The organism is Streptomyces sp. NPDC028910, assembly GCF_055564955.1.
Genome location: NZ_JBVHVF010000028.1, coordinates 39,821 through 63,529, shown reverse-complemented (window position 1 = coordinate 63,529; position 23,709 = coordinate 39,821). Strand labels below are relative to the sequence as shown.

The following is a 23,709-nucleotide window of genomic DNA, read 5'->3' as shown; positions in this document are numbered from 1 at the left end:
GGCCGCGCGCGATGAGGACGCATGCTAGTGCGCCGGGGGTCCGAAGGGACCGCCCGTGCAGCGCCCCGGAAGGGCGCCCCGGCCGCTTCCCGCCAGGGTCCTGCGCCCCGCGGCGGCCGGCTGCGGCCCCGTCGCGTCACTCGGGCGTGGGCGCGTCCCCGTCGGCTTGACGGTGCGGAGTCTCACCCTCGGGTCCAGCGTGAGACCGCTGGGCCCGCGAGCCCTCCGCGAGCCCCTCCAGGTCGATGAGCAGGGCCTCGGCCAGCTCCAGTTCGGCCAGGTGCTGCCGCTCGCTCCAGCGCAGCGCGAGGGCCGGGAAGGCCCATTGCGGTACGCCGCTCGCGTGCTCCATCGCTTCGCGTACCGCGGCCAGTTCGGCCCGCGTGCGCTCCAGGTGCTCGCCGACCATCGCGCGCAGCCGCTCGGGATCGGCCAGGTGGCCGAGCCAGATCCGCAACAGCAGGCCGTGCTTGAGCACCGGGGGCCCGGCCTCCGCGGCGTCGGCGGCCCAGCCGGACAGGGCCTCGCGCCCGGCGGGGGTGATGGCGTAGCGGCGTTTGGCCCGCGCCTCCTCGGGGCCCGAGCGCGCGGAGGCGGCGTAACCCAGTTCCTCCAGGCGGCGCAGCTCCGCGTAGATCTGGCTGATCGCCGGCGACCAGTAGAAGAAGCGCAGCGAGGAGTCCGCCCACTTCTTCAGCTCGTAACCGGTCCGCTCGCCGGGGAAGGACAGCAGGCCGAGAACGGCCCACGCGGTCGGTGGAAGCTCTTGCTTCTTCGTCTTCTGACTACTAGTCATATTCCGAATAGAAGTAAGACCGGGCACGCGACGCAACCCTGGAGGCACAGTGAAATTCTCCGTGATCTTCGAAGCTCAGCTCGCCGACCCGACGGTGGAACGGGAGCACCAGGTCATCCGCGACTGCGTCGAGCAGGCCGTGCTCGCCGAGCGCATGGGATTCGACCGGATCTGGGCCGTCGAGCACCACTCGCTGAAGTGGTACGCACACATGTCCGCCCCCGAGGTCTTCCTGAGCTTCGTCGCCGCCAAGACCAGCACCATACGCATCGGGCACGGCGTCGTGTGCATGCCCTTCAACTTCAACCACCCGGTCCGGGTCGCCGAGCGGGCCGCCATGCTCGACCTGCTCTCGGAAGGACGGCTCGACCTGGGGGCCGGACGCGGCGGCACCGAGCAGGAGACCTCGCTGTGCGGGGTGGACCGGGACCGCACGGCGGCGGAGGTCGAGGAGGCCCTGCGGATCATCGGCAGGGCCTGGCAGGAGGAGGAGCTGGAGTACCACGGCGAGCTGATCGCCATAGACCCGCACCCGATCCTGCCGAGGCCGCGGCAGACCCCCCACCCGCCGCTGTTCCTGGCGTGCAGCCGGGACGAGACCCTGGTCCAGGCAGCCGAGCTGGGGATCGGGGCCCTGGTGATGGGCTTCGCCGGACCGGAGTCGATCGCGAGGATGCGCTCCGGCTACGACGCCGCGATCGCCGGGCGGGACGGGAGCCGCTTCGTGTCCACCGTGGTCAACGACCACTTCTCCGTGCTGTGCCCGACCATCGTGCTCGACGACCGGGAGGAGGCGCGGCGGATCGGCACCCGCGGCCAGCGCTTCTTCGCCCAGTCCATCGGCCACTGGTACGGCGGGACGGGGATCCCGGACGAGGCCGTGGTCGCGGGCGCCGACGAGGGCGCGCGGATGCGCGAGGCCGCCGAGCAGGTGGTGGCCCGGCTGCACGAGCTGGACATCCCGGTCCGGCCCACCTCGACGGCCACCTTCAACGCCGACCACGCCTACGGGACCGCCGACGACGCCATCGCGTACGTGGAACGGCTGAGGGAGGCGGGGGCCGACGAGATCATGTGCCTGATCCAGATGGGCACGGTGGAGCAGGAGGCCTGCCTGGAGACCCTGCGGCAGTGGGGCGAGAAGGTCATCCCGCACTTCCGGGAGCTGTGATGACCGACCCCGCCGCGGATCCCGCTCCGGCCCGCATCCCTCCGGCCCGCATTTCGCCGGCCCGCATCCCTCCCGCCCGCACCGGTCGTGCCCGGCTCGATCCCGCCGCCGTGCCCTTCGTCGACGCCCTCACCGCCGCCTTCCCGGACGTCGGCGGGAGCGTCACCGACGCCGGGCAGGCCCGGCGGATCCTGGCGGCCGCCCCCCGGCCGCCCGCGGACCCGCCCCGCGTCGGGGCCGTCGAGGACCGGACGGTCCCCGGCCCGCCGGGTGCCCCGCCGGTCCCCGTGCGCGTCTACCTGCCCGACCCGGAGCGCTGGCCCGGGCCCCGCCCCACCGTGGTGTACTGCCACGGCGGGGGCTGGGTCCTGTGCGACCTGGACACCCACGACACCACCGCGCGCAACATCGCGCGGGCGGCCGGCGCGGCCGTGGTCTCGGTGGACTACCGGCGGGCCCCCGAGCACCGGTTCCCGGCGGCCCTGGAGGACGCCCACGCGGCCCTGTGCTGGGCCGGCGCCCACCTCGGCGAGCTGGGCGCCGACCCGGCCGCCCTGGTCGTCGCCGGGGACAGCGCGGGCGGCAACCTTGCCGCGGCCTCGCTGCTGCTCGCCCGCGAGCGCGGGGGACCGGCCGTCGCGCTCCAGGTGCTGATCTACCCGGCCCTGGACGCGGCCCGGGACGGGGAGTCGTACCGGACGAACGCCGAGGGCTGTTTCCTGACCGCGGCGCACATGCGCTGGTTCTGGGAGCAGTACCTCGGTCCGGGAGGCGACGGCCGGCATCCGCTGGCCTCGCCGCTGGGCGCGGACCTGACCGGGCTGCCGCCCGCCCATGTGGTGGTCGCCGGGTGCGACCCGCTGCTGGACGACGGCCTCTCGTACCACCGGCGGCTGCGGGAGAGCGGGGTTCCCGCGGTTCTCGACGCTCATCCCGGGATGTTCCACGGCTTCCTCGCGTTGGCCGGAGTGCTGCCGCAGGCCGGGGAGGCCTTGGCGCGACTGGGCGGAGTCATCAATTCCACCCTGACGGACGGGAAGACTTTCGGTGAAGCGGGGGGTGGCGCAGGATAATTTCCTGAGTTCCCTCTTGAGTGGAAGAGCCTCGCACGTTTACTCTGCCTTGACGTGAGGTTCTCCTGTGGAGGAAGTGACATGACGGAAACTCTTGTGCCGGGTGCCGGCGGGGCCGTGATAACCGCTGGGACGCGGGTGGTCGACCACCCTGCGTGGCCCGAGCTCAAGGCGGCCGTCGAGGAGATCCGCCCCTGGCAGTCCAAGGACGGCTCCATCGACTTCGAGGCCGAGGGCGCCCCCGCCCGCCACACGGCCGAGGCCGCCGTCGGGCGGGTGATCCGCGCCGTGGAGACGCTGTCCCCGCTGCTCCCGCACGCCACGGCGTACCACCAGGCGCTCGTCTCCGACCTGCGCAAGTGGGCCGCGGACGGCTTCCGGGTGCCGGACTTCCTCGACTCCCTGCTGGCCTTCCACCCGGCCGCCGAGCGCGCCGACGGGCTCCAGCACCTCGTCGTCTTCCCGATGTACACGCAGAACGGCAACCCGGACCGCAATCTGGAGGCCGTCGCGCTCAAGATGGTGTGGCCCGAGTGGCTCGCCGAGCTGGAGCGCACCCGGTACGACAACCCGCTCTTCCTCGGCATCACCTTCGAGGACTTCACCGCGGGCTACGACACCCACTCCGCCGTGCTCTTCCCGGAGACCATCGCCGTGCGCGAGGCCCCCGAGCGCTTCACCTGGGGCGGCATCTTCTGCGACCGCGAGGCCGCCCGCTTCCGCAAGGTCACCGAGGCCGCCGTCGACATCCTCGGCGTCCAGCTGCCCGCCGACATCGCCGCCATGGTCACCGACCAGGAGCGCTGCGAGAAGGCCTTCGTCCTGTGGGACATGGTCCACGACCGCACCCACAGCCACGGCGACCTGCCGTTCGACCCCTTCATGATCAAGCAGCGCCAGCCGTTCTGGATGTACGGCCTGGAGGAGCTGCGCTGCGACCTCACCGCCTTCAAGGAGGCCGTGAAGCTGGAGTCCGAGGGCAACGAGCACGGCCGTGACGTGCAGTACGCCGTCCTCTTCGACCGGATGTTCCGCTTCCCCGTCTCCGGCGACCGCAACCGCAACTACGACGGGCTCGGCGGCCAGCTGCTCTTCGCCTACCTCCACAAGCACGACGTCGTGCGCTGGACGGACAACAAGCTGAAGATCGACTGGATGCGCGCCCCGCAGGTCACCAACCAGCTGTGCGCCGAGATCGAGGACCTCTACCGGGCCGGCATCGACCGCCCGAAGCTGGTGCACTGGTTCAAGGCCTACGAGCTGGTCTCGACGTACCTCGCCCCGCACCCGGGTTCCAAGTGGGCCAAGGGTCCCGACGCCCTCGACATGACGCAGCCGCCGCGCAAGCTCGTGGACGACGTGCTTCCGGACGAGTTTCCGCTCAGCATGTTCTTTGAGGCGCTCGCCAAGAAGCTCAAGGGAGTGATCGCCTCCACGAAGGGCATCACCGCCCTGAATGCCGAGCAGGCCGAGCGAGTCGCCGCGTGAGCGCTCGCCCACAGGAGGCTGCACAGATGAACGGCTCCGGGAACGGCAACGGAAAGCTGCAGGGTGCGGTGGTGGCGGTGGCCGGGGCCGGTGGGCCCGCCGGTCGCGCCACCCTGCTCCGCCTCGCCGAGGCGGGGGCGGTGGTCATCGCGTCGGACGCCGATCCGGCGCGCCTCGCCGAGGCCGTGGACGCGGCACGCTACGCCCACGGCGGTGCGACCATCACCGGTGACACCGTGGACCTGCTCGACCTCGCCGCCGCCAAGGCCTGGGCCGAGCAGATCGAGAAGGAGTTCGGCCGGGTCGACGGGCTGGTCCACCTCGTCGGCGGCTGGCGCGGCAGCAACAGCTTCACCGACACCGACCTCGCGGACTGGGACTTCCTGGAGAAGCTCCTCATCCGCACCGTCCAGCACACCTCGCTCGCCTTCCACGACGGACTGGTGCGCAGCGACCGCGGCCGCTACGTCCTGGTCAGCCAGTCCGGCGCGCACAAGCCGGTCGCCAACAACGCCGCGTACAACGCCGGCAAGGCGGCCGCCGAGGCCTGGACGCTCGCCATGGCGGATTCCTTCCGCAAGGTGGGCGGTGACGAGGGCCCGGGCGCGGCAGCTGCGATCCTGGTCATCAAGGCACTGGTGCACGACGCGATGCGCGCCGAGCGTCCCAATGCGAAGTTCGCGGGTTTCACCGACGTGAAGGAGCTGGCCGAGGCCATCGCCGGCGTCTGGGAGCGGCCCGCAATCGATGTGAACGGACAGCGTCTGTGGCTCACTCCGCAACCGTGAGAACCGATGCCGGGAAGACCGACGCCCGGCGCCACCACGACCCGGCGGTGCGCGGTTTCGCGAGCGACAACTACGCGGGGGTGCATCCGGAGATCCTGGCCGCCGTCGCACTCGCCAACGGCGGCCACCAGGTCGCCTACGGCGAGGACGAGTACACCGAACACCTGCAGAAGATCATCCGCAGCCACTTCGGGCCGTACGCGGAAGCCTTCCCGGTCTTCAACGGCACCGGCGCGAACGTCACCGCCCTCCAGGCGATGACGGACCGCTGGGGTGCGGTGATCTGTGCCAGGACCGCCCACATCAATGTGGACGAGGGCGGCGCTCCGGAGCGGATGGCGGGCCTCAAGCTGCTCACCGTGCCGACCCCGGACGGCAAGCTCACCCCCGAGCTGATCGACCAGGAGGCCTGGGGCTTCGAGGACGAGCACCGGGCGATGCCGCAGGTTGTGTCGATCACCCAGAACACCGAGCTGGGCACCGTCTACACGGTGGACGAGATCCGGGCGATCTGCGAGCACGCCCACGGGCTCGGCATGAAGGTCCACCTCGACGGGGCCCGGATAGCCAACGCCGCGGCCTCGCTCGACGTGCCGATGCGCGCCTTCACCAACGCGGTCGGCGTGGACGTGCTGTCGTACGGCGGCACGAAGAACGGCATGATGTTCGGCGAGGCCGTGGTGGTGCTCAACCCGGACGCGGTCCGGCAGATGAAGCACATCCGCAAGATGTCGATGCAGCTCGCGTCCAAGATGCGGTTCGTGTCGGTGCAGCTGGAGGCGCTGCTCGCCAAGGACCTGTGGCTGCGCAACGCCCGGCACGCCAACGCGATGGCGCAGCGGCTCGCGGCGGGAGTGCGCGAGACGGACGGCGTGGAGATCCTCTACCCGGTGCAGGCGAACGCGGTGTTCGCGCGGCTGCCGCACGAGGTGTCGCGCCGGCTGCAGCAGCGTTACCGCTTCTACTTCTGGGACGAGGCCGCGGGTGACGTCCGCTGGATGTGCGGCTTCGACACCCAGGAGGAGGACGTGGACGGCTTCCTCCAGGCCCTGAAGGAAGAGCTTTCCCGCTAGGCATGTCCGTGCGGGCGTGCCCGCACCACAATGGGATAGCTATGCGTTGCGTCGCATAGGTATGCTCCTGGATCATGGAACTGATCCAGGAGCAACCCGACCTTGCCGCCTATCTGGCGGCCGACGACGTGATCGACCACGCCCACCCCCTCGTACGCGAGACCGCCGACGCCCTCTGGAGCGCCGCGGGCGGCGACGCGTACGCGTACGCCGAGGCGGCCTTCGAGTTCGTCCGCGACACCGTCCCGCACTCGGCGGACTCCGGTGACATGCGCGTCACCTGGCGCGCCTCCGACGTCCTCGCCACCCGCAACGGCATCTGCTACGCCAAGTCCCACGCCCTGGCCGCCCTGCTGCGCGCCCGGGACATCCCGGCGGCCCTCTGCTACCAGCGCCTCGCCGACGACGAGGGCTCGGGCCACGTCGTCCACGGCCTGATCGCCGTGTGGCTGCCCGGCGTCGGCCGGTGGGCCCGCCTGGACGCGCGCGGCAACAAGCCCGGCGTCGAGGCCCGGTTCGACCTCCAGTGCGAGCAACTGGCCTTCCCCGTACGCCCGGAGCTCGGCGAGGTCGACTACCCCGAGCTGTACGCCGCCGCGCACCCGGCCGCACTCAAGGCCCTCCAGGAGTCCGCCGACCGGCCGGAGTTGTGGCGGAAGCTGCCGACGGCCCTCTGACGGCTGCCCCGGCCCCGTCCCCCTCGGGCGGGGCCGCGTGCGGGCGGAAGGCGGAAGGGGATCAGCCGGCTTCGCGGACCTGGGCCGCGGTCGGCGCGGTGCCGCCCAGGTGGGCCGGCAGCCACCACGAGTCGGCGGTGTCCTTGGGCTTGTCCGGGTAGGCGCGCTGGGCGGCGTCCAGCAGCTCCTGCACCCGCTCGCGCACCCGGCGCGTGATGGCCCCGGCGTACTGGTCGGCCGGGGCGTCGATCGGCTCGCCCACCCGCATCGTCACCGGGATGTGGCTGCGCTTGAGGTTCTTCGGGCGGCCCTTGGTCCACAGCCGCTGGGTGCCCCACAGGGCGACCGGGATCAGCGGAACGCCGGCCTCCTGTGCCATGCGCGCCGCACCCGACTTGAAGCTCTTGAGGGTGAAGGACTGGGAGATCGTCGCCTCGGGGAACACCCCGATGATCTCGCCGGACCGCAGCGAGTCCAGCGCGTGCTGGTACGCCGTCTCACCCTGCGTACGGTCGACGGGGATGTGCTTCATCGCGCGCATCAGCGGGCCGGACACCTTGTGCCGGAACACTGACTCCTTCGCCATGAAGCGCACCAGGCGCTTCTGCGGCCGCGCGGTCAGCCCGGCGAAGATGAAGTCGAGGTAGCCGATGTGGTTCGACACCAGGACCGCACCGCCCTTGCGGGGGATGTTGTCGGTGCCCTGCATGTCGATACGGATGTCGAGCGCACGGAACAGCCCGTGGGCGGCGCCGATCACGGGAGGGTAGACGAACTCAGCCATGGTGGGGAGACCCCGCTTTCTGCCTGGGGAGGTGCTCCCGGCCGGAAGTTACGGAAGCGTAGGTACGCGACCATGGGATCGTGCCCCATACGAGGGCTGCTGGCCAGCCCAGAGGCCCGCGCCCGGGGAGATTCTCATCACGCCGGGAATGCCGCGGGCCCGCAGCGCGCTCCGCTCCACGTACGAGCGTACGGCGATGATGTACGCGGACGCGGAAGAAGGCGGCGACGGGAGCGCGCATGCTCGGGCAGGACGACGGGCGGGAAGGCGTGTCGGAAGACGGGCGGGAAGGCGTGCCGGAACACGGGCGGGCGCGGCTGGGCGCCGCGGAACTGGGCGCGGAGCCGGGGGAGCGGGCCAGCCTGGTGCAGTTCTCCAGCGCTTTCTGCCAGCCCTGCAGGGCCACGCGGCGGACCCTCGCCGAGGTGGCCGCGATGATCGAGGGGGTCGCTCACATCGAGATCGACGCGGAGGACCGGCTCGACCTGGTGCGGGCCCTCGGGATCGAGAAGACCCCGACCGTGCTCGTTCTGGACTCGGCGGGCCGGATCGTCCGGCGGGCGGCCGGGATGCCGCGCAAGGTCGACGTGATCGCCGCCCTCGGGGCCGCCGTATGACGAGCGGCACGGCCGGCGGCCGGACCGGTGCCGCGGTGCCGGACGCGCCGGTGCGCGCGCCCGCACTCAGCGTGACGCGCCTGACATCTGCCCGATCTCGCTTGACTGTGTCCACCGGAGATCGCCACGCTGGCGGCATGCGGTATGAACTCCTGCTCTACGGACGGGTCCACGTGGACCTCGTCCGCCACGCGAGCGCGCGCTGTTGGGATCACTGAACGCCCCGGCCCCTGATCCCCGACAGCGCCCGCGTGTCCCGCGGCAGAAGGCAGAACCCTGATGACTGCTCCGACGGTCCCGACGGTCCCGAAGGCCGCCTCCCACCGCCCGGCCTCCCCCCTCCCGGCCTCCCCCCGCTCCGGCGACGCCCGCCCCGGCTCGCCCGACCTCCTGCGTTCCGTCTTCCGGCAGCACGCCGCCGGAGTGGCCGTGATCACCGCCCAGGACGGCGGGCGGCCGGTGGGTTTCACCGCGACCTCGCTCAACTCCGTCTCCGCCGACCCTCCGCTGCTGTCCTTCACCATCGGCACCGGGGCGTCCAGCTGGCCCGCGGTGCGCGACAGCGAGTACCTCGGCGTCCACATACTCGGCGAGCACCAGCGGGAGCTGGCCGGCCTGTTCGCCCGCAGCGGGGCCGACCGCTTCGGCCCGGCCACCGGCTGGAGCGCGGGACCGCACGGGGTCCCGGTGCTGGACGGCGTACTGGCGTGGCTGGTCTGCCGGGTGGTGGCGCGGGTGCCCGCAGGCGAACATCGTGTGATCATCGCGGAGGCGGTGATCGGGGACCCGGCCGGGGAAGGCCGCCCCCTGCTGTACCACCAGGGCCGCTTCAACGCGTTGCGGGACTGAATCGTCCCTGGTTGGGCGGGTCGGGCGGCGTTGGGCAGATCACAGTTCAGCAGCCTTGCGACTTGGCGGGACCCACGGTGTACTGACGAGTAACATTCCCTTCGGAGCGCGGGCCGCCCCGACCGGGATCCGCCCGACAAGGCGCCTATGCTGCCTGCATAAGGCGGTACCAGAAAAGACGATGCGGTAGGAGAGCCGGCGTGAGCCTGAGGATCGTTGTCTGTGTGAAGTACGTGCCCGACGCCACGGGCGACCGGCAGTTCACCGAGGACTTGACCGTCAACCGTGACGACGTCGACGGCCTGCTGTCGGAGCTCGACGAGTACGCCGTCGAGCAGGCGCTGCAGATCGCCGAAGAGGCCGACGATGCCGAGATCACCGTCCTGACGGTGGGCCCCGAGGACGCCAAGGACGCGCTGCGCAAGGCGCTGTCGATGGGCGCCGACAAGGCCATCCACGTCGAGGACGACGACCTGCACGGCTCCGACGTCATGGGCACCTCGCTGGTGCTCGCCAAGGCGATCGAGAAGGCCGGCTACGACCTGGTCATCACGGGTATGGCGTCGACCGACGGCACCATGGGCGTGCTGCCGGCGATCCTGGCCGAGCGCCTGGGCGTCCCGCAGGTCACCCTGCTCTCCGAGGTCAAGGTCGAGGACGGCACCGTCACCGGCCGCCGCGACGGCGACACCGCGAGCGAGCAGCTGGAGGCCTCCCTCCCCGCGCTCGTCTCGGTGACGGACCAGTCGGGCGAGGCCCGCTACCCGTCCTTCAAGGGCATCATGGCCGCCAAGAAGAAGCCGGTTCAGTCCTGGGACCTGGAGGAGCTGGAGATCGAGGCCGACGAGGTCGGTCTGGAAGGCTCCTGGACCAAGGTCGACTCCGCGGCCCAGCGTCCGGCCCGCACCGCCGGCACGATCGTCAAGGACGAGGGCGAGGGCGGCAAGCAGCTGGCCGAGTTCCTGGCCGGCCAGAAGTTCATCTAAGAACTCCGGCCACTCTCACAAGCCCCCAGACACTTCGCAATAGCAGGAGAGCAGTCCCATGGCTGAAGTTCTCGTCTACGTCGACCACGTGGACGGCGCCGTCCGCAAGCCCACCCTCGAGCTGCTGACCCTGGCCCGCCGCATCGGCGAGCCCGTCGCGCTCGCCCTCGGCGCCGGCGCGGCCGACACCGCCGCCGTGCTCGCCGAGCACGGCGCGGTCAAGGTCCTCACCGCCGACGCGCCCGAGTTCACCGAGTACCTCGTCGTACCGAAGGTGGACGCGCTCCAGGCCGCGTACGAGGCCGTCTCCCCGGCCGCCGTGCTCGTCCCGTCCTCCGCCGAGGGCAAGGAGATCGCCGCGCGCCTGGCCGTGCGCATCGGCTCGGGCATCATCACCGACGCGATCGACCTGGAGGCGGGTGACGAGGGTCCGGTCGCGACGCAGTCCGCCTTCGCCGCGTCGTTCACCACCAAGTCCCGCGTCTCCAAGGGCACCCCGGTCATCACCGTGAAGCCGAACTCGGCCCCGGTCGAGGCCGCTCCGGCCGCCGGCACCGTCGAGGCGCTCGCCGTCACCTTCGGCGCCCTGGCCACCGGCACCAAGATCACCGGTCGCACCCCGCGCGAGTCGACCGGCCGCCCCGAGCTCACCGAGGCCGCGATCGTGGTCTCCGGCGGCCGTGGCGTCAACGGTGCCGAGAACTTCCACATCATCGAGGAGCTCGCGGACTCCCTCGGCGCGGCCGTCGGCGCCTCGCGTGCCGCCGTCGACGCCGGCTGGTACCCGCACTCCAACCAGGTCGGCCAGACCGGCAAGTCGGTCTCCCCGCAGCTCTACATCGCCTCCGGCATCTCGGGCGCGATCCAGCACCGGGCCGGCATGCAGACCTCGAAGACGATCGTGGCCATCAACAAGGACGCCGAGGCCCCGATCTTCGACCTCGTCGACTACGGCGTGGTCGGCGACCTCTTCGCGGTCGTCCCGCAGCTGACCGAGGAGATCAAGGCCCGCAAGGGCTGACCTGCGCTTCTCTCTCAGCTTCGTCTTCTCCGGGGCCGTGTGGTGATTGTCACCGCGCGGCCCCGAGTCGTTTGTCCAGGACGACCGAGGGACCATTGACGGAGCGGAACCCCATGACTAAATTCTGCTATGCGGATCTAAGCTTCCGTGAAGCGGAAAAGAGGAGAGTGCACGATGGGTCAGCAGGAGAAGGTGGCGACGAGCCTCGCAGGCGCGGTCAGCGAGGGCATCAGCGCCTCCCTCGCGCCGGTGGACGCGGAGCTCGCGCGTCACTACCCGGGCGACCCCGGCACCCGGCAGCCCATCCACACGGTCTACGTGCCCGGTGACGTCTTCGCCGCGGACACCATCCGCTCCTGGGGCGACCAGGCCCTCGCCGCGCTCGACGAGCACGCCCCGGACGCCGCCACCTTCGCCAAGGTGCTCGGCATCTCCGACGAGCTGGCCGTACCGGTCTACGACCGCGTCCGCGCCAAGCTGCGCAGCGAGCCCGTCGAGGACCTCCGCGTCGACTTCGAGGACGGCTTCGGCGTCCGCTCCGACGAGGAGGAGGACCAGGCCGCGGCCCGCGCCGCCCGCCTCGTCTCGGAGGCCTTCTCCAACGGCACCAACGCCCCGTACATGGGCATCCGCATGAAGTGCATGGAGTCCAACGTTCGCGACCGCGGAATCCGCACCACGGACATCTTCCTCTCCGGGCTGCTGGAGCACGGCGGCCTGCCCGAGGGGCTCGTCCTCACCCTCCCCAAGGTGACCTACGCCGAGCAGGTCAGCGCCTTCGTCAAGCTGCTGGAGGCCTTCGAGACGGCCCGCGGCCTGCGCCCGGGGCGGATCGGCTTCGAGATCCAGATCGAGACCAGCCAGTCGATCGTGGCCTCGGACGGCACCGCCACCGTCGCCCGGATGATCGAGGCCTCCAAGGGCCGCGCCACCGGCCTGCACTACGGCACCTTCGACTACAGCGCCTGCGTCGGCGTCTCCGCCGCGTACCAGTCGAGCGACCACCCCGCCGCCGACCACGCGAAGGCGATCATGCAGGTCGCGGCCGCCGGCACCGGCGTACGCGTCTCCGACGGCTCCACGAACGTCCTGCCGATCGGCACCACCGAGCACGTGCACGAGGCCTGGAAGCTGCACTACGGCCTCACCCGGCGCGCCCTGGCCCGCGCCTACTACCAGGGCTGGGACATGCACCCGGCGCACCTGCCGACCCGCTACGCGGCCGTCTTCACCTTCTACCGCGAGGGCCTCGAAGCCGCCGCCGCGCGCCTGAAGGCGTACGTCGCCAAGATCGAGGGCGACGTCATGGACGAGCCCGCCACCGCCAAGGCCCTGGCCGGCTACCTGGTCCGCGGCCTCGACTGCGGCGCCGTGGGCGCCGAGGAGGTCACCGCCCTGACCGGCCTGACCCGCGCGGAACTGGACGCCTTCGCCATCCCCCGCCGCTCGGCGACCCTGACGGCGACCGCCTGAGCCCGACGTTCGCGAGGCCCGGCCGGATTCACCCCCGGCCGGGCCTCGTCGCGTTCCCCGGCGTTGATGACCCACATCCGCGGGCAGACCGACCCGTTGGGTTCAGGCCGGCACGACTTCGCCGCGCGCTGGCTGACCCGTCGCGGGGCCGGGGCCCGGACCGCGCGGACTGATCCGGTGAGGGATCAGGCGGTCGGGGGGAGTTCGCCCGAGCCGCGGGGGATGAGGTGGGTCGGGAGTTCGATGCGGGACGGGGGGAGGTCGGCGCCCGCGAGGCGTTGGAAGAGGCGGTCCGTCGCCACGCGGCCCAGCGTCGCCGGGTCCTGGGCGACCACCGTGACGCCGGGGCGGAGCAGGTCGGCCAGCTCGAAGTCGTCGAAGCCGACCAGGGCCACCGGGCGCTCCCGGGCGGCGAGGACCCGTACCACCGTGACCGTCACGCGGTTGTTGCCGGCGAAGAGGGCGGTCACCGGCTCCGGGCCCGCGAGCATCGCCCTCGCCGCCGCCGCGACCCGGTCCGGGTCCGTCGAGCCGAGGGCGACCCAGGATTCGGCCACCGCCAGGCCCGCGTCCGCCATGGCCGCGCGGTAGCCGCGCAGGCGCTCCGTCGCCGTGTGGATGCGGGGATGGTCGCCGATGAAACCGATCCGGCGGTGGCCGCCCGCGATCAGGTGGGCGACCCCGGTCCGGGCGCCGCCGAAGCTGTCCGACAGCACCACGTCCGCTTCGATCCGCCCCGCCGGACGGTCCACGAACACCGTGGCCACCCCCGCCCGGATCTCCGGCTCCAGATAGCGGTGGTCGTCTCCGGCCGGGATCACGATCAGGCCGTCCACCCGGCGGGCGCACAGCGCGAGCGCCAACTCCCGCTCGCGGTCCGGGTCCTCGGCGCTGGAACCGTTGATGAGCAGCGCCCCGTGCGCGCGGGCCACCTCCTCCACCGCCCGGTTCAGCGGACCGTAGAAGGGGTCGGCGAGATCCTCCAGGACCAGGCCCACGGTGGCGGTACGGCCCTTGCGCAGCACGCGGGCGCTGTCGTTGCGGCGAAAGCCCAGGGCGTCGATGGCCTGTTGGACCCGTTTCTCCGTTTCGGGGGTGACTCCCGGCTCGCCGTTGACCACCCGCGACACCGTCTTCAGGCCGACGCCCGCCTGGGCCGCCACGTCCTTCATGGTCGGCCGGTTGCCGTAGCGGGGCTCGGACGGGCGGCGGTTGTGGGGCACGGTCGTGAATCCTCCGGAGCTCTCGGGCGGGGCCGTGACGGCTGTGACCTTGAGGATAAGCACTCGACCGATAGTGAGGTTTCCGTGGCAGGGTGGTGCGGGCAAGCCACTGGGGGCTCCGGACGAGCCATGCGGAGAGGGGTAGACGTGATTGTCTGGATCAACGGCACATTCAGCGCCGGAAAGACCAGCACGGCCCGCGAACTGGCCCGAATCCTGCCGGACAGCACCCTGTTCGACCCGGAGTTCGTCGGCGACGCGCTGCGCGTGCTGCTGCCGCCCAAACGGCTGGCGGAGGTCACCGACTACCAGGACCTGCCGAGCTGGCGGCGCCTGGTGGTGGACACCGCGGCGGCGATGCTCGCGGAAGTGGGCGGTGTGCTCGTCGTACCGATGACGCTGCTGCGCCAGGATTACCGGGACGAGATCTTCGGCGGGCTGGCGGCGCGTCGGATCCCGGTCCGGCATGTGCTGCTCGCTCCTGAGGAAACGATCCTGCGGGAGCGGATCGCGACGCGGCAAGAGCCGGGGGAGCCACAGGACGTGGACCTCCGGGTCCGCCAGTGGGCGTACGACCACATCCCGGCCTACCAGCAGGCCCTCGGCTGGCTCACCGGCGACGCACACGTCATCGACAACGGCAGCCTGACCCCGCGGGAGACGGCGGAGCGGATCGCCGAAGCCGTCCGCTCGGAAACGGCCCGGGTCTGCGACATCGTGCAGACCCCGGAGCCCACGCGGGAGACGGTGGCGGCCGGGGTGCTGCTCTTCGACGAGCAGGACCGGGTGCTGCTGGTTGATCCGACGTACAAGGCGGGCTGGGAGTTCCCGGGCGGAGTCGTCGAAGCGGGCGAGGCCCCGGCCTGCGGGGGCGTACGGGAGGTCGCCGAGGAACTGGGCCTCGTACTGGACCGGACGCCCGGCCTGCTCGTGGTCGACTGGGAGCCCCCGCAGCCGCCCGGGTACGGAGGCCTGCGCCTGCTCTTCGACGGCGGCCGCCTCTCCGCGGAGGCGACGGCCCGGCTCCGGCTGCCGGGCCCGGAACTGCGCGCCTGGCGCTTCGTCACGGAAGCCGAGGCCGCCGGCCTCCTCCCGCAGCACCGGTACGAACGGCTGCGCTGGGCCCTGCGCGCCCGGGAACGCGGACGCCCCTTGTACCTGGAGGCGGGCACCCCGGTCGGCTGAGCGCCCCCCCTTTTTTGGGCTCGGTTCGCCTCCGGGGCGCTTCGTGCCGGCTCGTGTCGCCCGGGCCTCAGGCAGCGGTGTCGGCGGCGGCTTTGGTCAGGGCGGCCGCCGTGTCCGATGTCAGGGGATCGCCGTGGCCGAAGCAGGCGATCGCCGGGGCAAGCGCGGCCAGTCGGTGGAAGGAATCGATCGCCCGGCCGCGGTCCACGTTGAAGACGCCCAGCATCGGCGGCCCGACGGCGGCGATGCAGTCGCCGGCGAACAGCACACCGTAGGCCGGGAGATGGATCCCGATGCTGCCGTCCGTGTGGCCGGGGGCGTGGACGACGTACGCCCCGTCCCCGAAGCCCAGCGCGTCGCCGTCCTCCAGCTCACCGTCGACCCGGGTCGGCGGGGCCTCGGGCACGGTGAGACCGTGCGCGTACAGCGGGATCTCCCAGTCCAGCAGCACCGGTTCGGGAACCGGTCGCTCGCCCCGGACCACGGGCGCATCCAGGCGGTGCGCCAGCACCCGCGCGCCCCAGCGGGCGGCGAGTTCACCGGCCGCGCCGACGTGGTCGCGGTGGCAGTGCGTGAGGACGATCCGCTCGAGCCGCTCGGGCAGCAGCCCCAGGGAACGTATCGCGCCCTCGATGTCGGCGGCGGATTCGACGTTGCCCGCGTCGATCAGGGTGAGGGCTCCGCCGTCCTGCCAGAGGTACGCCTGGCCGATGGGGAAGCGGAGCATGTGGAGCCGGTTCGGAAGCACTTCGACGAGATCCATGGGGCGACCGTACGCACGGCCGACCGCCCCCGGCACGGAACTTCACCGGGAGCGCAGTACGCCCAGGGCGCACTGCGCCCTGGGCGTACACACACGGCCGACGACCCGGCCCGGGTCAGGCGCGCTTGGACTCCGCGTAGTTGACGAGGAAGAGGGCCTCCGCCACCGACAGGCGCTCCAGTTCCTCCGGCGACACGCTCTCGTTGACCGCGTGGATCTGCGCCTCCGGCTCGCTCAGCCCGATCAGAAGCATCTCCGCGCCCGGGTACAGGGACGTCAGCGTGTTGCACAGCGGGATCGACCCGCCCATGCCGCTGATCTGCATCTCCTGGCCGGGGTACGCGGCCTCGAGCGCCGCCCGCATCGACGCGTACGCAGGGCTGTCGGTGTCCGCCTGGAACGGCTGGCCCTGGCCCACCACCTCGAGTTCGAGGCGCGCCTTCCACGGAGTGTGCGCCTCCAGGTGGGCCTGCAGCAGCTTGATGGCCTCGTTGGTGTCCACGCCCGGCGGCACCCGCAGGCTGATCAGCGCCCCGGCACCGGCGTGCACCGAGGGCGTCGCGCCGACCACCGGCGGGCAGTCGATGCCGAGCACCGTCACGGCCGGGCGGGCCCACAGCCGGTCCGCGATCGTGCCCTCACCGATCAGTTCGACCCCGTCCAGGACCCTCGCGTCGGCGCGGAAGTCCGCCTCCGGGTACTGCAGGCCGTCCCACACCGCGTCCGAGGCGAGCCCGTCCACGGTCGTCGAACCGTCCGCCGCCCGGAGCGAGTCGAGCACCCGGATCAGCGCGGCCAGCGCGTCGGGGGCGGCGCCGCCGAACATGCCGGAGTGCAGGTTGCCGCCCAGGGTGTCGATCTTCACCTTGAGCAGGCACATGCCGCGCAGGGTGGCCGTCACCGTCGGCAGGCCGAGGCGGAAATTGCCCGCGTCGCCGATGACGATGGTGTCGGCGGTCAGCAGCTCCGGGTGCGCCTCGGCGTACTGCTGGAGGCCGCCGGTGCCCTGCTCCTCGGAGCCCTCGACGATCATCTTCACGCTCACCGGCACACCGCCGTTGGCCTTCAGCGCGCGCAGCGCCAGCAGGTGCATGATGAACCCGCCCTTGCAGTCGGCCGAACCGCGCCCGTACCAGCGGCCGTCGCGCTCGGTCAGCTCGAAGGCGGGGGAGATCCAGGCGGCGTCGTCCAGCGGCGGCTGGACGTCGTAGTGCGCGTAGAGCAGAACGGTCGGCGCGCCCTCGGGACCGGGCAGGAAGCCGTACACGGACTGCGTACCGTCGGGGGTGTCGAGCAGCGCCACGTTCTGGAAACCTTCGACGCGCAGGGCGTCCGCCACCCAGTTCGCGGCGGCCTCGCTCTCGCTCTTGGGGAACTGCGCCCAGTCCGCCACCGACTGGAAGGCCACCAACTCCGTCAGCTCCTGCTTGGCGCGGGGCATCAGCGAGGCGATGGTCTCGGCGATCGGATTCTGGGACATGGGCACGCTCCTTTTGGGTGCGACGTTGTTCTCCGTGTACGCCGCCCGCATCCGCGGGGTGTGCGTATGCCGGGTACGGCGAAAAGACAATCCGATCCTCGCACAGCAGGGCGGGGCGGCGTCTCGCCGTAGGATTTCCCCGGCATCGGAGCAACCGGGTGATCAGGAGCAGCAACACATCGTGAGCAGCGACGACGACGTACGCGACGCAGGTGCAGACGCGGGTGCGGGTGCGGGTGCAGATGACGCAGGCGCGGGGCAGGCCGTGCAGGGGGCGGAGGACGAGGCGGCCGGGGGGACCGGGGAGACCGGGGAGACCGGCGAAGTGTGGGACGTGGTCGTGGTCGGGGCCGGACCGGCCGGGTCCTCGGCCGCGTACGCGGCGGCGACGGCCGGGCGGCGCGTCCTGCTGCTGGAAAAGGCCGAACTGCCCCGGTACAAGACCTGCGGTGGCGGCATCATCGGTCCCTCGCGCGACGCCCTGCCGCCGGGCTTCGTGCTCCCCTTGAAGGACCGCGTCCACGCGGTCACCTTCTCGATGGACGGGAAGCTGGCCCGCACCCGGCGCTCGAAGCAGATGCTCTTCGGGCTCATCAACCGCCCCGAGTTCGACGCCGGACTGGTCGCCGAGGCCGAGAAGGCCGGCGCCACCGTCCGTACGGGTACGGCCGTGGCCCGCGTCGAACAGCACGGGGCGGCCGTGCCCGACCGGCGCACCGTCGCCGTGGTCCTCGCCGACGGGGAGACCGTCCTGGCCCGCGCGGTGGTCGGCGCGGACGGCAGCGCGAGCCGGATCGGCGCGCACGTCGGGGTCGAGATGGAGCAGATCGACCTGGGCCTGGAGGCGGAGATCCCCGTGCCCGAGACGGTCGCGGAGGACTGGAAGGGGCGGGTGCTGATCGACTGGGGCCCGCTGCCCGGCAGTTACGGCTGGGTCTTCCCCAAGGGCGACACCCTCACCGTCGGGGTCATCTCGGCCAAGGGCGAGGGGGCCGCGACCAAGCGCTACCTGGACGACTTCATCGCCCGGCTCGGGCTCGCCGGCTTCGAACCGGCCGTCTCCTCCGGGCACCTGACGCGCTGCCGCAAGCCCGATTCGCCGCTCTCGCGCGGCCGGGTCCTGGTGGCGGGCGACGCCGCCGGACTGCTGGAGCCGTGGACCCGGGAGGGCATCTCCTTCGCGCTGCGCTCGGGGCGGCTGGCGGGGGAGTGGGCGGTGAAGATCTCCGAGGCTCAGGACGCGGTGGACGCGCGTCGCCAGGCCCTCAATTACGCCTTCGCGGTGAAGGCCGGGCTGGGTGTGGAGATGGGGGTCGGCAAGCGGATGCTGGCCGTCTTCGAGGCCCGGCCGCGGATGCTGCACGCGACGATCACCGGCTTCCGTCCGGCGTGGCGGGCCTTCGCCCGCATCACGCGGGGCTCGACGACCCTGGCCGACCTGGTGCGTACGTACCCGCTGGCCCGCAAGGCGCTGCAGGTGCTGGACGCCAGGCAGGCGGCGGCCCGGGACGGCGGCGGCCGGGGATAGGAAGCGCCCGGGGGGCCGGGAGCGAGGGCGGGCTCGCGCTCGAAGGCGGGGCCGGGCCGGTGCCGGTCCCGGTCCCGGGGTAGGGGCTGGCCCGGAGCCGGAGCCGGAGCCGGAGCCGGAGCCGGAGCCGGAGCCGGAGCCGGAGCCGGAGCTGGAGCAGGCGCCGGAGCCCGAGCGTTGGCCGGTGCCGGTGCCGGTGCCGGTGCCGGTGCCGGGGCGGGTGCGGGTGCGGGGCCAGCGGGCTGGGCGGGCGGGCTGGACTGACCAGGCGGGTGGAACCCGAACGGGGCGGATCCGGCCCGGAGCAGGTCCTCGCGGCCTTCGAGCGCGGCGAGAGGTCCGTCGGCGTGGGGGTCGTCGCGTCGGCGCGCGACCACCCCGATCCCGCGGCGGGGCTGTCCATGGACCGGCGCATCCGGAACTGCTGCGCGCGGGCCCCGGGCGACGAGGCCGGCGACGGCTTGTGGTCCTTCTTGCCGCACCGGGAGCGGCCGCGCCGGAGGGGCGGCACCTAGTGCTGTGACCGGGTGAACCTTTCCGGTCACAGCACCAGCTGGGCGAACGGCTGCGGGGGCGGCTGCGCCGGCCGCCTCCATGGGGTCAGCTCGCCACCGTCATCCGGAAGACCGGGTGGTCGCCGGCGGCCGCGCGGAGCTCCGCGTCGGAGGACTTCGCGGTGACGCCCTGGAAGAACCGGTTGACCTCCCAGCCCCACTTCTCCAGGTAGGCCCGCAGGACGGCGGCCTGCTGGACCGGGTCGGTGATCTCGGTGACGGTGAACGTGCGTACCTTGCGGCCCACGCGCAGCTCGCCGCCGCCCGCGACGCGCATGTTGCGGACCCACTGGGAGTGGCCGCGGGCCGAGACCAGGTACTGGGCGCCCTCGTACGTGTGCTGGTTGACAGGGATCCGCTGCATCTCGCCGGAGGTGCGGCCGCGGACCGACAGCTCGGCTGTTCCGGCGAGGCTGATGCCGATGCGGGCCAGCTTGCCGAAGAGCGCGTTGAAGCGGGTGGCGAGCGGGCCGGCCTGGACGTAGTACGGGGTGGGCGCGTTCATGGTGGACCTCCGTGGCCGTCATCTGCGGAGAAGAGAGAGCACTGCTCTCGCTTGAGATCAGTGTGCACGGATCGGCGCGCCAAAACAAGAGCAGTGCTCTCGGAGTGGAGCGGAGATCCGTTTTTTGGGCAGTGCTCCGCCCGCATGGCACACTGATCGGCATGAACACCGTGCGAGGGGCCAGGGAACGGGCCCGCATCGAGGTCACCGCCGCCATCAAGGACGAGGCGCGGCGCCAGCTCGCGGCCGAGGGCGCCGCCAAACTCTCCCTGCGCGCCGTCGCCCGCGAGCTGGGCATGGTCTCCTCAGCCCTCTACCGGTACTTCCCCAGCCGTGACGAGCTGCTGACCGCGCTCATCATCGACGCGTACGACAGCGTCGGCGCCGCAGCCGAGGAGGCCGACGCCCGCGCCCTGGCGGCCGGCGCCCCGCCCCGCGCCCGCTGGATCGCGGTCTGCGAGGCCGTCCGCGGCTGGGCGCTGGAGCACCCGCACGAGTACGCCCTCATCTACGGATCCCCCGTCCCCGGCTACAGCGCCCCCCAGGACACCATCGGCCCGGCCTCACGGGTCGCCAACGCCCTCATCGGCATCCTCCGCGCCGGGTACGAGGGGCGAGGCCTCGCCCTCCCGCCGCTGCCGCCCGCCCTGCGCGCTGAGGCCGACCGGATGACCGCCGAATTCGCCGAAGGCCTGCCCCCGGCGGTCACGGCCGCGCTGGTCGCCGCCTGGGCGCAGTTGGTCGGGCTGGTCTCTTTCGAGCTGTTCGGCCAGTTCAACCGGGTCGTCGAGGACCGGGCCGCCTTCTTCGCGCACGCCGCTGCCCAGCTGGCGCACGGGGTCGGCCTGCCCGCCGTATGACGGGCGGACGGGGACGGGCGGGCGGATCCCTCCCGGAGTTCACGTGACGGGCGGTGACTCGCTCTGCTGTTCCCCACGCCCAATGCGGGCGGTGCACTCTTGAACGAGGCGCTGCCCGTCTAGTGTTCCTCCGGTCGCCCCCTGCCGCCGCCGGAGGAAACGTTCATGCCGCGCGCCGTGAAGGCCTTGTACGCCGTCCTGGTCACCGTCTTACTGGCCGCGCCGGCGCCGGCCGTCACCGCGTCGGCGCGCGACGCGCCCCCGGCCGCCGCCCCGCCCCCGGCCACCGCCCCGCCCCCCACACCCCGGATGCCCGGCGTGCGTGGCCTGGAGATCGGCGTTCCCGCGTACGTCTGGGCCGACGACCCCATGCTGACGGACCTCACCGGCACCGGTCCGGCCGCCTCGGTGGTCGTACTGAACCCGGGCAACGGCGACGCCCCGTTCGACGCCCGCTGGCGGGCCCGCGCCGACGCGCTGCGTGGCGGCGCCACCTCCACCGGCGAGCGGACCAGGGTGCTCGGCTACGTCCACACCGACCACGGCGAGCGCGACGTCGCCGCCGTCAAAGCCTCCGTCGACAACTACCTCAAGACCCCCGACGGCCGCCTCCACGTCGACGGCATCTTCTTCGACGTCGTCAGCCGCGACTGCGGCCCCGCCCACGCCACCCGCGACCACTACGCGGAGCTGCGCCGCTACGTCCGGGCCACCATGAGCGCCGTCGACCCGGCCGCCCCCGCCCTCGTCGTCAACAACCCCGGCACCGCCATAGCCGACTGCTACCTGGAGCCGGGCCGCCGGACCGCGGACGTCTTCGTCACCTACGAGGGCACGTACGCCGCTTACACCGGCGGCGGTTGGCTCGGCGGCAACGTCTTCGACCACTTCTCCGGATACCGCGCCGGCGGCGAACTCGACCCGGACGGAACGGCTTTCTGGCACCTGGTCCACGACGTCCCCGACGCCGAAGCGATGCGCGCCACCCTGCGCACGGCCTTCGACCGCGGCGCGGGCTACGCGTACGCGACCAGCACGGTCATGCCCAACCCGTGGAACGAGGGCCCGGCATGGACCTTCCGCGCCCAGACCGCCTACGCGGCCGGCCTCGGCCAGGCCGTCTCCCCGGCACCCGGCGGCCGGCGCCCTCAGCGGTAGTCGTCGGGGTGGCCCTGCATCCACGTGTTGATCTTGTCGCGGGTGCCGATCAGCGAGGTCTGGTGCTTCTTCAGGTTCTCGAAGCTCCGGTCGCCGCCCAGTTCCCGGTCGAGCTTCGCGATCAGGGCGATCGGCTCGGGGAAGTGGCCGGGGCCCTTCGGGTCCGCCTTCATCGCGCGGTCCATGCGGTGGAGTTCGTCGTAGACCCGTCCGAACAAGTAGGCGCAGTTGGCCGGCGTGCACGAATCGTCGAGCGTCGCCTGGAGTCCCGCGAAGGCGTCCCGGACCCTTTCGGCCGGCGGGGTGGCGGGGGCGGACGGTGCGCCGGTGGACGTGGGAGCGACCGCCGGGCTGGAACCCGCCGCGCTCGGCGACGAGGACGCGGCGGGCGGTGCGGCGGCCGGGTCCCCGCCGCAGGAGACCGCGAACCCCGCCAGAGCCACCGCGAGAATCGCCGCACCGCGCACCGTGGAACCGAACATCGACTACCCCCATCATGGTTGAGGAGTAGACCCTAGCCGCAGGCCGCGTGAGCACGACAAGCAGGGCTCAGGCGCCGTCGTTCTCCGGGCGCCGGGCGAATCCGAGCAGCACGTGGACGACCCGGAGCACGAACACCGCCGCCGCCAGGGCCACGCCCGCCACTGCCAGGATCCGGCCCGTCGCCGGGGACAGGGAGAACGCCAGCACCGGCCCGTACACCGCGCCGAAGGCGAGGGCCGCCGCGAGGCAGGCGCTGACCAAGGCGTAGCCGATCTCGATGGTGATCGCGTCCCGGTCCGCCTGCGTCCTTCGCCCCATCCGTACAGTGTCACAGCGCGCACGGTCCGCCACAAGGGCGCCCGCGCCGCCCCACCGCCCCCCGTCCCGCCGCCCCGGCATCCCGCCCCTCCGCCGCCCGGTTCAGATCCCGGCCGTCTCCGTCCACAGCCGGGCCAACGCCGCGTCGCCCGTCACGCCCGGACCCGTCAGCGGGATCCGGTTCCACAGGGCCGCGTACAGCCAGGCCGCCTCGCCGGTCAGTTCGCAGTCGGCCGCCTCGTCCGTGTCACCCCGTACCGTACGGGCGGGCTCCGGCGACAGGTGCACGGTCCACACCGCGCCCGTGTCCGCGGCCCGGACCCGCAGCACCCGCGGCTCGGGAGTCCGCACCCGGCTGCGCGGCCGGGCATGGAAACCGGTCAGCAGCTCGTCGACCCCGTCCTCCGCGAACGCCGGCTCCACCGGCGAGAACGCCACACCGCGCGCCGCCTCCGCGTCCATCCGGTGCACGGTGGTCTCATGGGCCTGCCGCCGCGCCCAGAACGCCAGCGGCGACGGCGGGGCCGTCGGCAGGAAGGTCCAGCACTGCACATCGGCCGGGGCCTCGGTCAGGACGCGCACCAGGTCCGCGTGACCATCCCGGAACCACGCCAGCAGCTCGCCGCCGGCCAGCTCCGGTGCCTCCGGGAAGTCCATGGGCTCCAGCCGCCGCTCCGCGACGTGTCCGGCCGCCCAGCGGTGCACCGCCCCGGTGTGACGCAGCAGGTCGGTGACGTGCCACCCCGGACAGGTGGGAACCAAGGCGTCCGTACCGGCCTGTTCGGCCACACCGGCGAGCAGCTCGCCCTCCCGCGCCACGATCTTCACATGTTCGCTGATGTCCATACCGGGATTC

The 23,709-nt window shown here is 72.4% G+C and carries 25 protein-coding genes; 16 read left to right on the top strand and 9 right to left on the bottom strand.

What is annotated here, in order from left to right; all coding sequences use genetic code 11:
- Nucleotides 1-136: 136 nt before the first annotated feature.
- On the bottom strand, nucleotides 137-796 hold the full coding sequence (locus ACZ4TV_RS27710; RefSeq protein ID WP_468137727.1) for a helix-turn-helix transcriptional regulator: 660 nt from the start codon (nucleotides 794-796) through the stop codon (nucleotides 137-139).
- A 49-nt stretch (nucleotides 797-845) separates the two neighbouring features.
- Between ACZ4TV_RS27710 and ACZ4TV_RS27705 the strand changes: the two genes are divergently transcribed.
- From ACZ4TV_RS27705 to ACZ4TV_RS27680, 6 genes are all read left to right on the top strand, one after another.
- A complete protein-coding gene (locus ACZ4TV_RS27705) occupies nucleotides 846-1,967 on the top strand; it encodes an LLM class flavin-dependent oxidoreductase (RefSeq protein WP_468137726.1) in 1,122 nt (373 codons plus the stop codon).
- Nucleotides 1,967-3,040, top strand: a complete 1,074-nt coding sequence (locus ACZ4TV_RS27700) for an alpha/beta hydrolase (protein WP_468137725.1) — start codon at nucleotides 1,967-1,969, stop codon at nucleotides 3,038-3,040. The genes ACZ4TV_RS27705 and ACZ4TV_RS27700 overlap by 1 nt, the downstream gene beginning before the upstream one ends.
- An 81-nt stretch (nucleotides 3,041-3,121) precedes the next feature.
- Nucleotides 3,122-4,528 (top strand): DUF6421 family protein, encoded by a 1,407-nt coding sequence (locus ACZ4TV_RS27695; protein WP_468137724.1) that lies wholly within the window; start codon nucleotides 3,122-3,124, stop codon nucleotides 4,526-4,528.
- Nucleotides 4,529-4,554: 26 nt separating this feature from the next.
- Entirely contained in the window at nucleotides 4,555-5,316 is a 762-nt protein-coding gene (locus ACZ4TV_RS27690) for an SDR family NAD(P)-dependent oxidoreductase (protein ID WP_468137723.1), read from the top strand.
- Entirely contained in the window at nucleotides 5,295-6,389 is a 1,095-nt protein-coding gene (locus ACZ4TV_RS27685; RefSeq protein WP_468137722.1) for a threonine aldolase family protein, read from the top strand. Before ACZ4TV_RS27690 ends, ACZ4TV_RS27685 begins: the two co-directional genes overlap by 22 nt.
- Before the next feature lie 74 nt (nucleotides 6,390-6,463).
- Nucleotides 6,464-7,066, top strand: a complete 603-nt coding sequence (locus tag ACZ4TV_RS27680; RefSeq protein ID WP_468137721.1) for a transglutaminase-like domain-containing protein — start codon at nucleotides 6,464-6,466, stop codon at nucleotides 7,064-7,066.
- Between the two features lie 61 nt (nucleotides 7,067-7,127).
- Here the strand turns inward: ACZ4TV_RS27680 and ACZ4TV_RS27675 are convergent, their stop codons facing one another.
- Nucleotides 7,128-7,850, bottom strand: coding sequence for a lysophospholipid acyltransferase family protein (locus ACZ4TV_RS27675; protein ID WP_468137720.1), 723 nt, complete (start codon nucleotides 7,848-7,850; stop codon nucleotides 7,128-7,130).
- Between the two features lie 239 nt (nucleotides 7,851-8,089).
- Between ACZ4TV_RS27675 and ACZ4TV_RS27670 the strand changes: the two genes are divergently transcribed.
- The 5 genes from ACZ4TV_RS27670 (at nucleotide 8,090) to ACZ4TV_RS27650 (ending at nucleotide 12,796) form a co-directional block, all read left to right on the top strand.
- Nucleotides 8,090-8,467, top strand: coding sequence for a TlpA family protein disulfide reductase (locus ACZ4TV_RS27670; protein WP_468137718.1), 378 nt, complete (start codon nucleotides 8,090-8,092; stop codon nucleotides 8,465-8,467).
- 279 nt (nucleotides 8,468-8,746) lie between these two features.
- Nucleotides 8,747-9,316: a flavin reductase family protein gene (locus ACZ4TV_RS27665; RefSeq protein ID WP_468137717.1), complete on the top strand. Its 570-nt coding sequence runs from the start codon at nucleotides 8,747-8,749 to the stop codon at nucleotides 9,314-9,316.
- Between the two features lie 200 nt (nucleotides 9,317-9,516).
- Entirely contained in the window at nucleotides 9,517-10,302 is a 786-nt protein-coding gene (locus tag ACZ4TV_RS27660) for an electron transfer flavoprotein subunit beta/FixA family protein (RefSeq protein WP_468137716.1), read from the top strand.
- 58 nt (nucleotides 10,303-10,360) lie between these two features.
- Nucleotides 10,361-11,323, top strand: a complete 963-nt coding sequence (locus tag ACZ4TV_RS27655) for an electron transfer flavoprotein subunit alpha/FixB family protein (protein ID WP_468137715.1) — start codon at nucleotides 10,361-10,363, stop codon at nucleotides 11,321-11,323.
- 174 nt (nucleotides 11,324-11,497) lie between these two features.
- Nucleotides 11,498-12,796 carry a DUF6986 family protein gene (locus tag ACZ4TV_RS27650; protein WP_468137714.1) on the top strand — a complete coding sequence of 433 codons (1,299 nt, stop codon included), beginning with the start codon at nucleotides 11,498-11,500 and terminating at the stop codon, nucleotides 12,794-12,796.
- A gap of 185 nt (nucleotides 12,797-12,981) precedes the next feature.
- On the opposite strand, the gene ACZ4TV_RS27645 is transcribed toward ACZ4TV_RS27650, so the two are convergent.
- Nucleotides 12,982-13,968, bottom strand: coding sequence for a LacI family DNA-binding transcriptional regulator (locus tag ACZ4TV_RS27645; protein ID WP_468137765.1), 987 nt, complete (start codon nucleotides 13,966-13,968; stop codon nucleotides 12,982-12,984).
- Nucleotides 13,969-14,166: 198 nt separating this feature from the next.
- On the opposite strand from ACZ4TV_RS27645, the gene ACZ4TV_RS27640 reads away from it, so the two are divergent.
- Nucleotides 14,167-15,204 carry an NUDIX hydrolase gene (locus tag ACZ4TV_RS27640; protein WP_468137712.1) on the top strand — a complete coding sequence of 346 codons (1,038 nt, stop codon included), beginning with the start codon at nucleotides 14,167-14,169 and terminating at the stop codon, nucleotides 15,202-15,204.
- Nucleotides 15,205-15,271: 67 nt separating this feature from the next.
- Here ACZ4TV_RS27640 and ACZ4TV_RS27635 read toward each other — a convergent pair whose 3' ends face one another.
- A complete protein-coding gene (locus ACZ4TV_RS27635; RefSeq protein WP_468137711.1) occupies nucleotides 15,272-15,967 on the bottom strand; it encodes an MBL fold metallo-hydrolase in 696 nt (231 codons plus the stop codon).
- A 115-nt stretch (nucleotides 15,968-16,082) separates the two neighbouring features.
- Nucleotides 16,083-17,447 carry a M20/M25/M40 family metallo-hydrolase gene (locus ACZ4TV_RS27630; protein WP_468137710.1) on the bottom strand — a complete coding sequence of 455 codons (1,365 nt, stop codon included), beginning with the start codon at nucleotides 17,445-17,447 and terminating at the stop codon, nucleotides 16,083-16,085.
- Between the two features lie 181 nt (nucleotides 17,448-17,628).
- Here ACZ4TV_RS27630 and ACZ4TV_RS27625 point away from each other — a divergent pair, with 181 nt between their 5' ends.
- A complete protein-coding gene (locus ACZ4TV_RS27625; RefSeq protein ID WP_468137709.1) occupies nucleotides 17,629-18,975 on the top strand; it encodes a geranylgeranyl reductase family protein in 1,347 nt (448 codons plus the stop codon).
- Between the two features lie 272 nt (nucleotides 18,976-19,247).
- Nucleotides 19,248-19,490: a hypothetical protein gene (locus tag ACZ4TV_RS27620; protein ID WP_468137708.1), complete on the top strand. Its 243-nt coding sequence runs from the start codon at nucleotides 19,248-19,250 to the stop codon at nucleotides 19,488-19,490.
- 85 nt (nucleotides 19,491-19,575) lie between these two features.
- Here the strand turns inward: ACZ4TV_RS27620 and ACZ4TV_RS27615 are convergent, their stop codons facing one another.
- The gene (locus tag ACZ4TV_RS27615; RefSeq protein WP_468137707.1) at nucleotides 19,576-20,034 is read right to left on the bottom strand and encodes a nitroreductase/quinone reductase family protein; all 459 of its coding nucleotides are present in this window, start codon (nucleotides 20,032-20,034) and stop codon (nucleotides 19,576-19,578) included.
- 161 nt (nucleotides 20,035-20,195) lie between these two features.
- Here ACZ4TV_RS27615 and ACZ4TV_RS27610 point away from each other — a divergent pair, with 161 nt between their 5' ends.
- On the top strand, nucleotides 20,196-20,894 hold the full coding sequence (locus ACZ4TV_RS27610) for a TetR/AcrR family transcriptional regulator (RefSeq protein WP_468137706.1): 699 nt from the start codon (nucleotides 20,196-20,198) through the stop codon (nucleotides 20,892-20,894).
- A 165-nt stretch (nucleotides 20,895-21,059) separates the two neighbouring features.
- The gene (locus ACZ4TV_RS27605; RefSeq protein WP_468137705.1) at nucleotides 21,060-22,052 is read left to right on the top strand and encodes a spherulation-specific family 4 protein; all 993 of its coding nucleotides are present in this window, start codon (nucleotides 21,060-21,062) and stop codon (nucleotides 22,050-22,052) included.
- Here the strand turns inward: ACZ4TV_RS27605 and ACZ4TV_RS27600 are convergent.
- The 3 genes from ACZ4TV_RS27600 to ACZ4TV_RS27590 form a co-directional block, all read right to left on the bottom strand.
- Nucleotides 22,043-22,534, bottom strand: coding sequence for a hypothetical protein (locus ACZ4TV_RS27600; RefSeq protein ID WP_468137703.1), 492 nt, complete (start codon nucleotides 22,532-22,534; stop codon nucleotides 22,043-22,045). The two genes, ACZ4TV_RS27605 and ACZ4TV_RS27600, sit on opposite strands and share 10 nt — an antisense overlap.
- A 67-nt stretch (nucleotides 22,535-22,601) precedes the next feature.
- On the bottom strand, nucleotides 22,602-22,853 hold the full coding sequence (locus ACZ4TV_RS27595; RefSeq protein ID WP_468137702.1) for a DUF6332 family protein: 252 nt from the start codon (nucleotides 22,851-22,853) through the stop codon (nucleotides 22,602-22,604).
- Nucleotides 22,854-22,955: 102 nt separating this feature from the next.
- Complete coding sequence (locus ACZ4TV_RS27590) at nucleotides 22,956-23,699, bottom strand: maleylpyruvate isomerase family mycothiol-dependent enzyme (protein ID WP_468137701.1); 744 nt, start codon at nucleotides 23,697-23,699, stop codon at nucleotides 22,956-22,958.
- Between the last annotated feature and the right edge of the window lie 10 nt (nucleotides 23,700-23,709).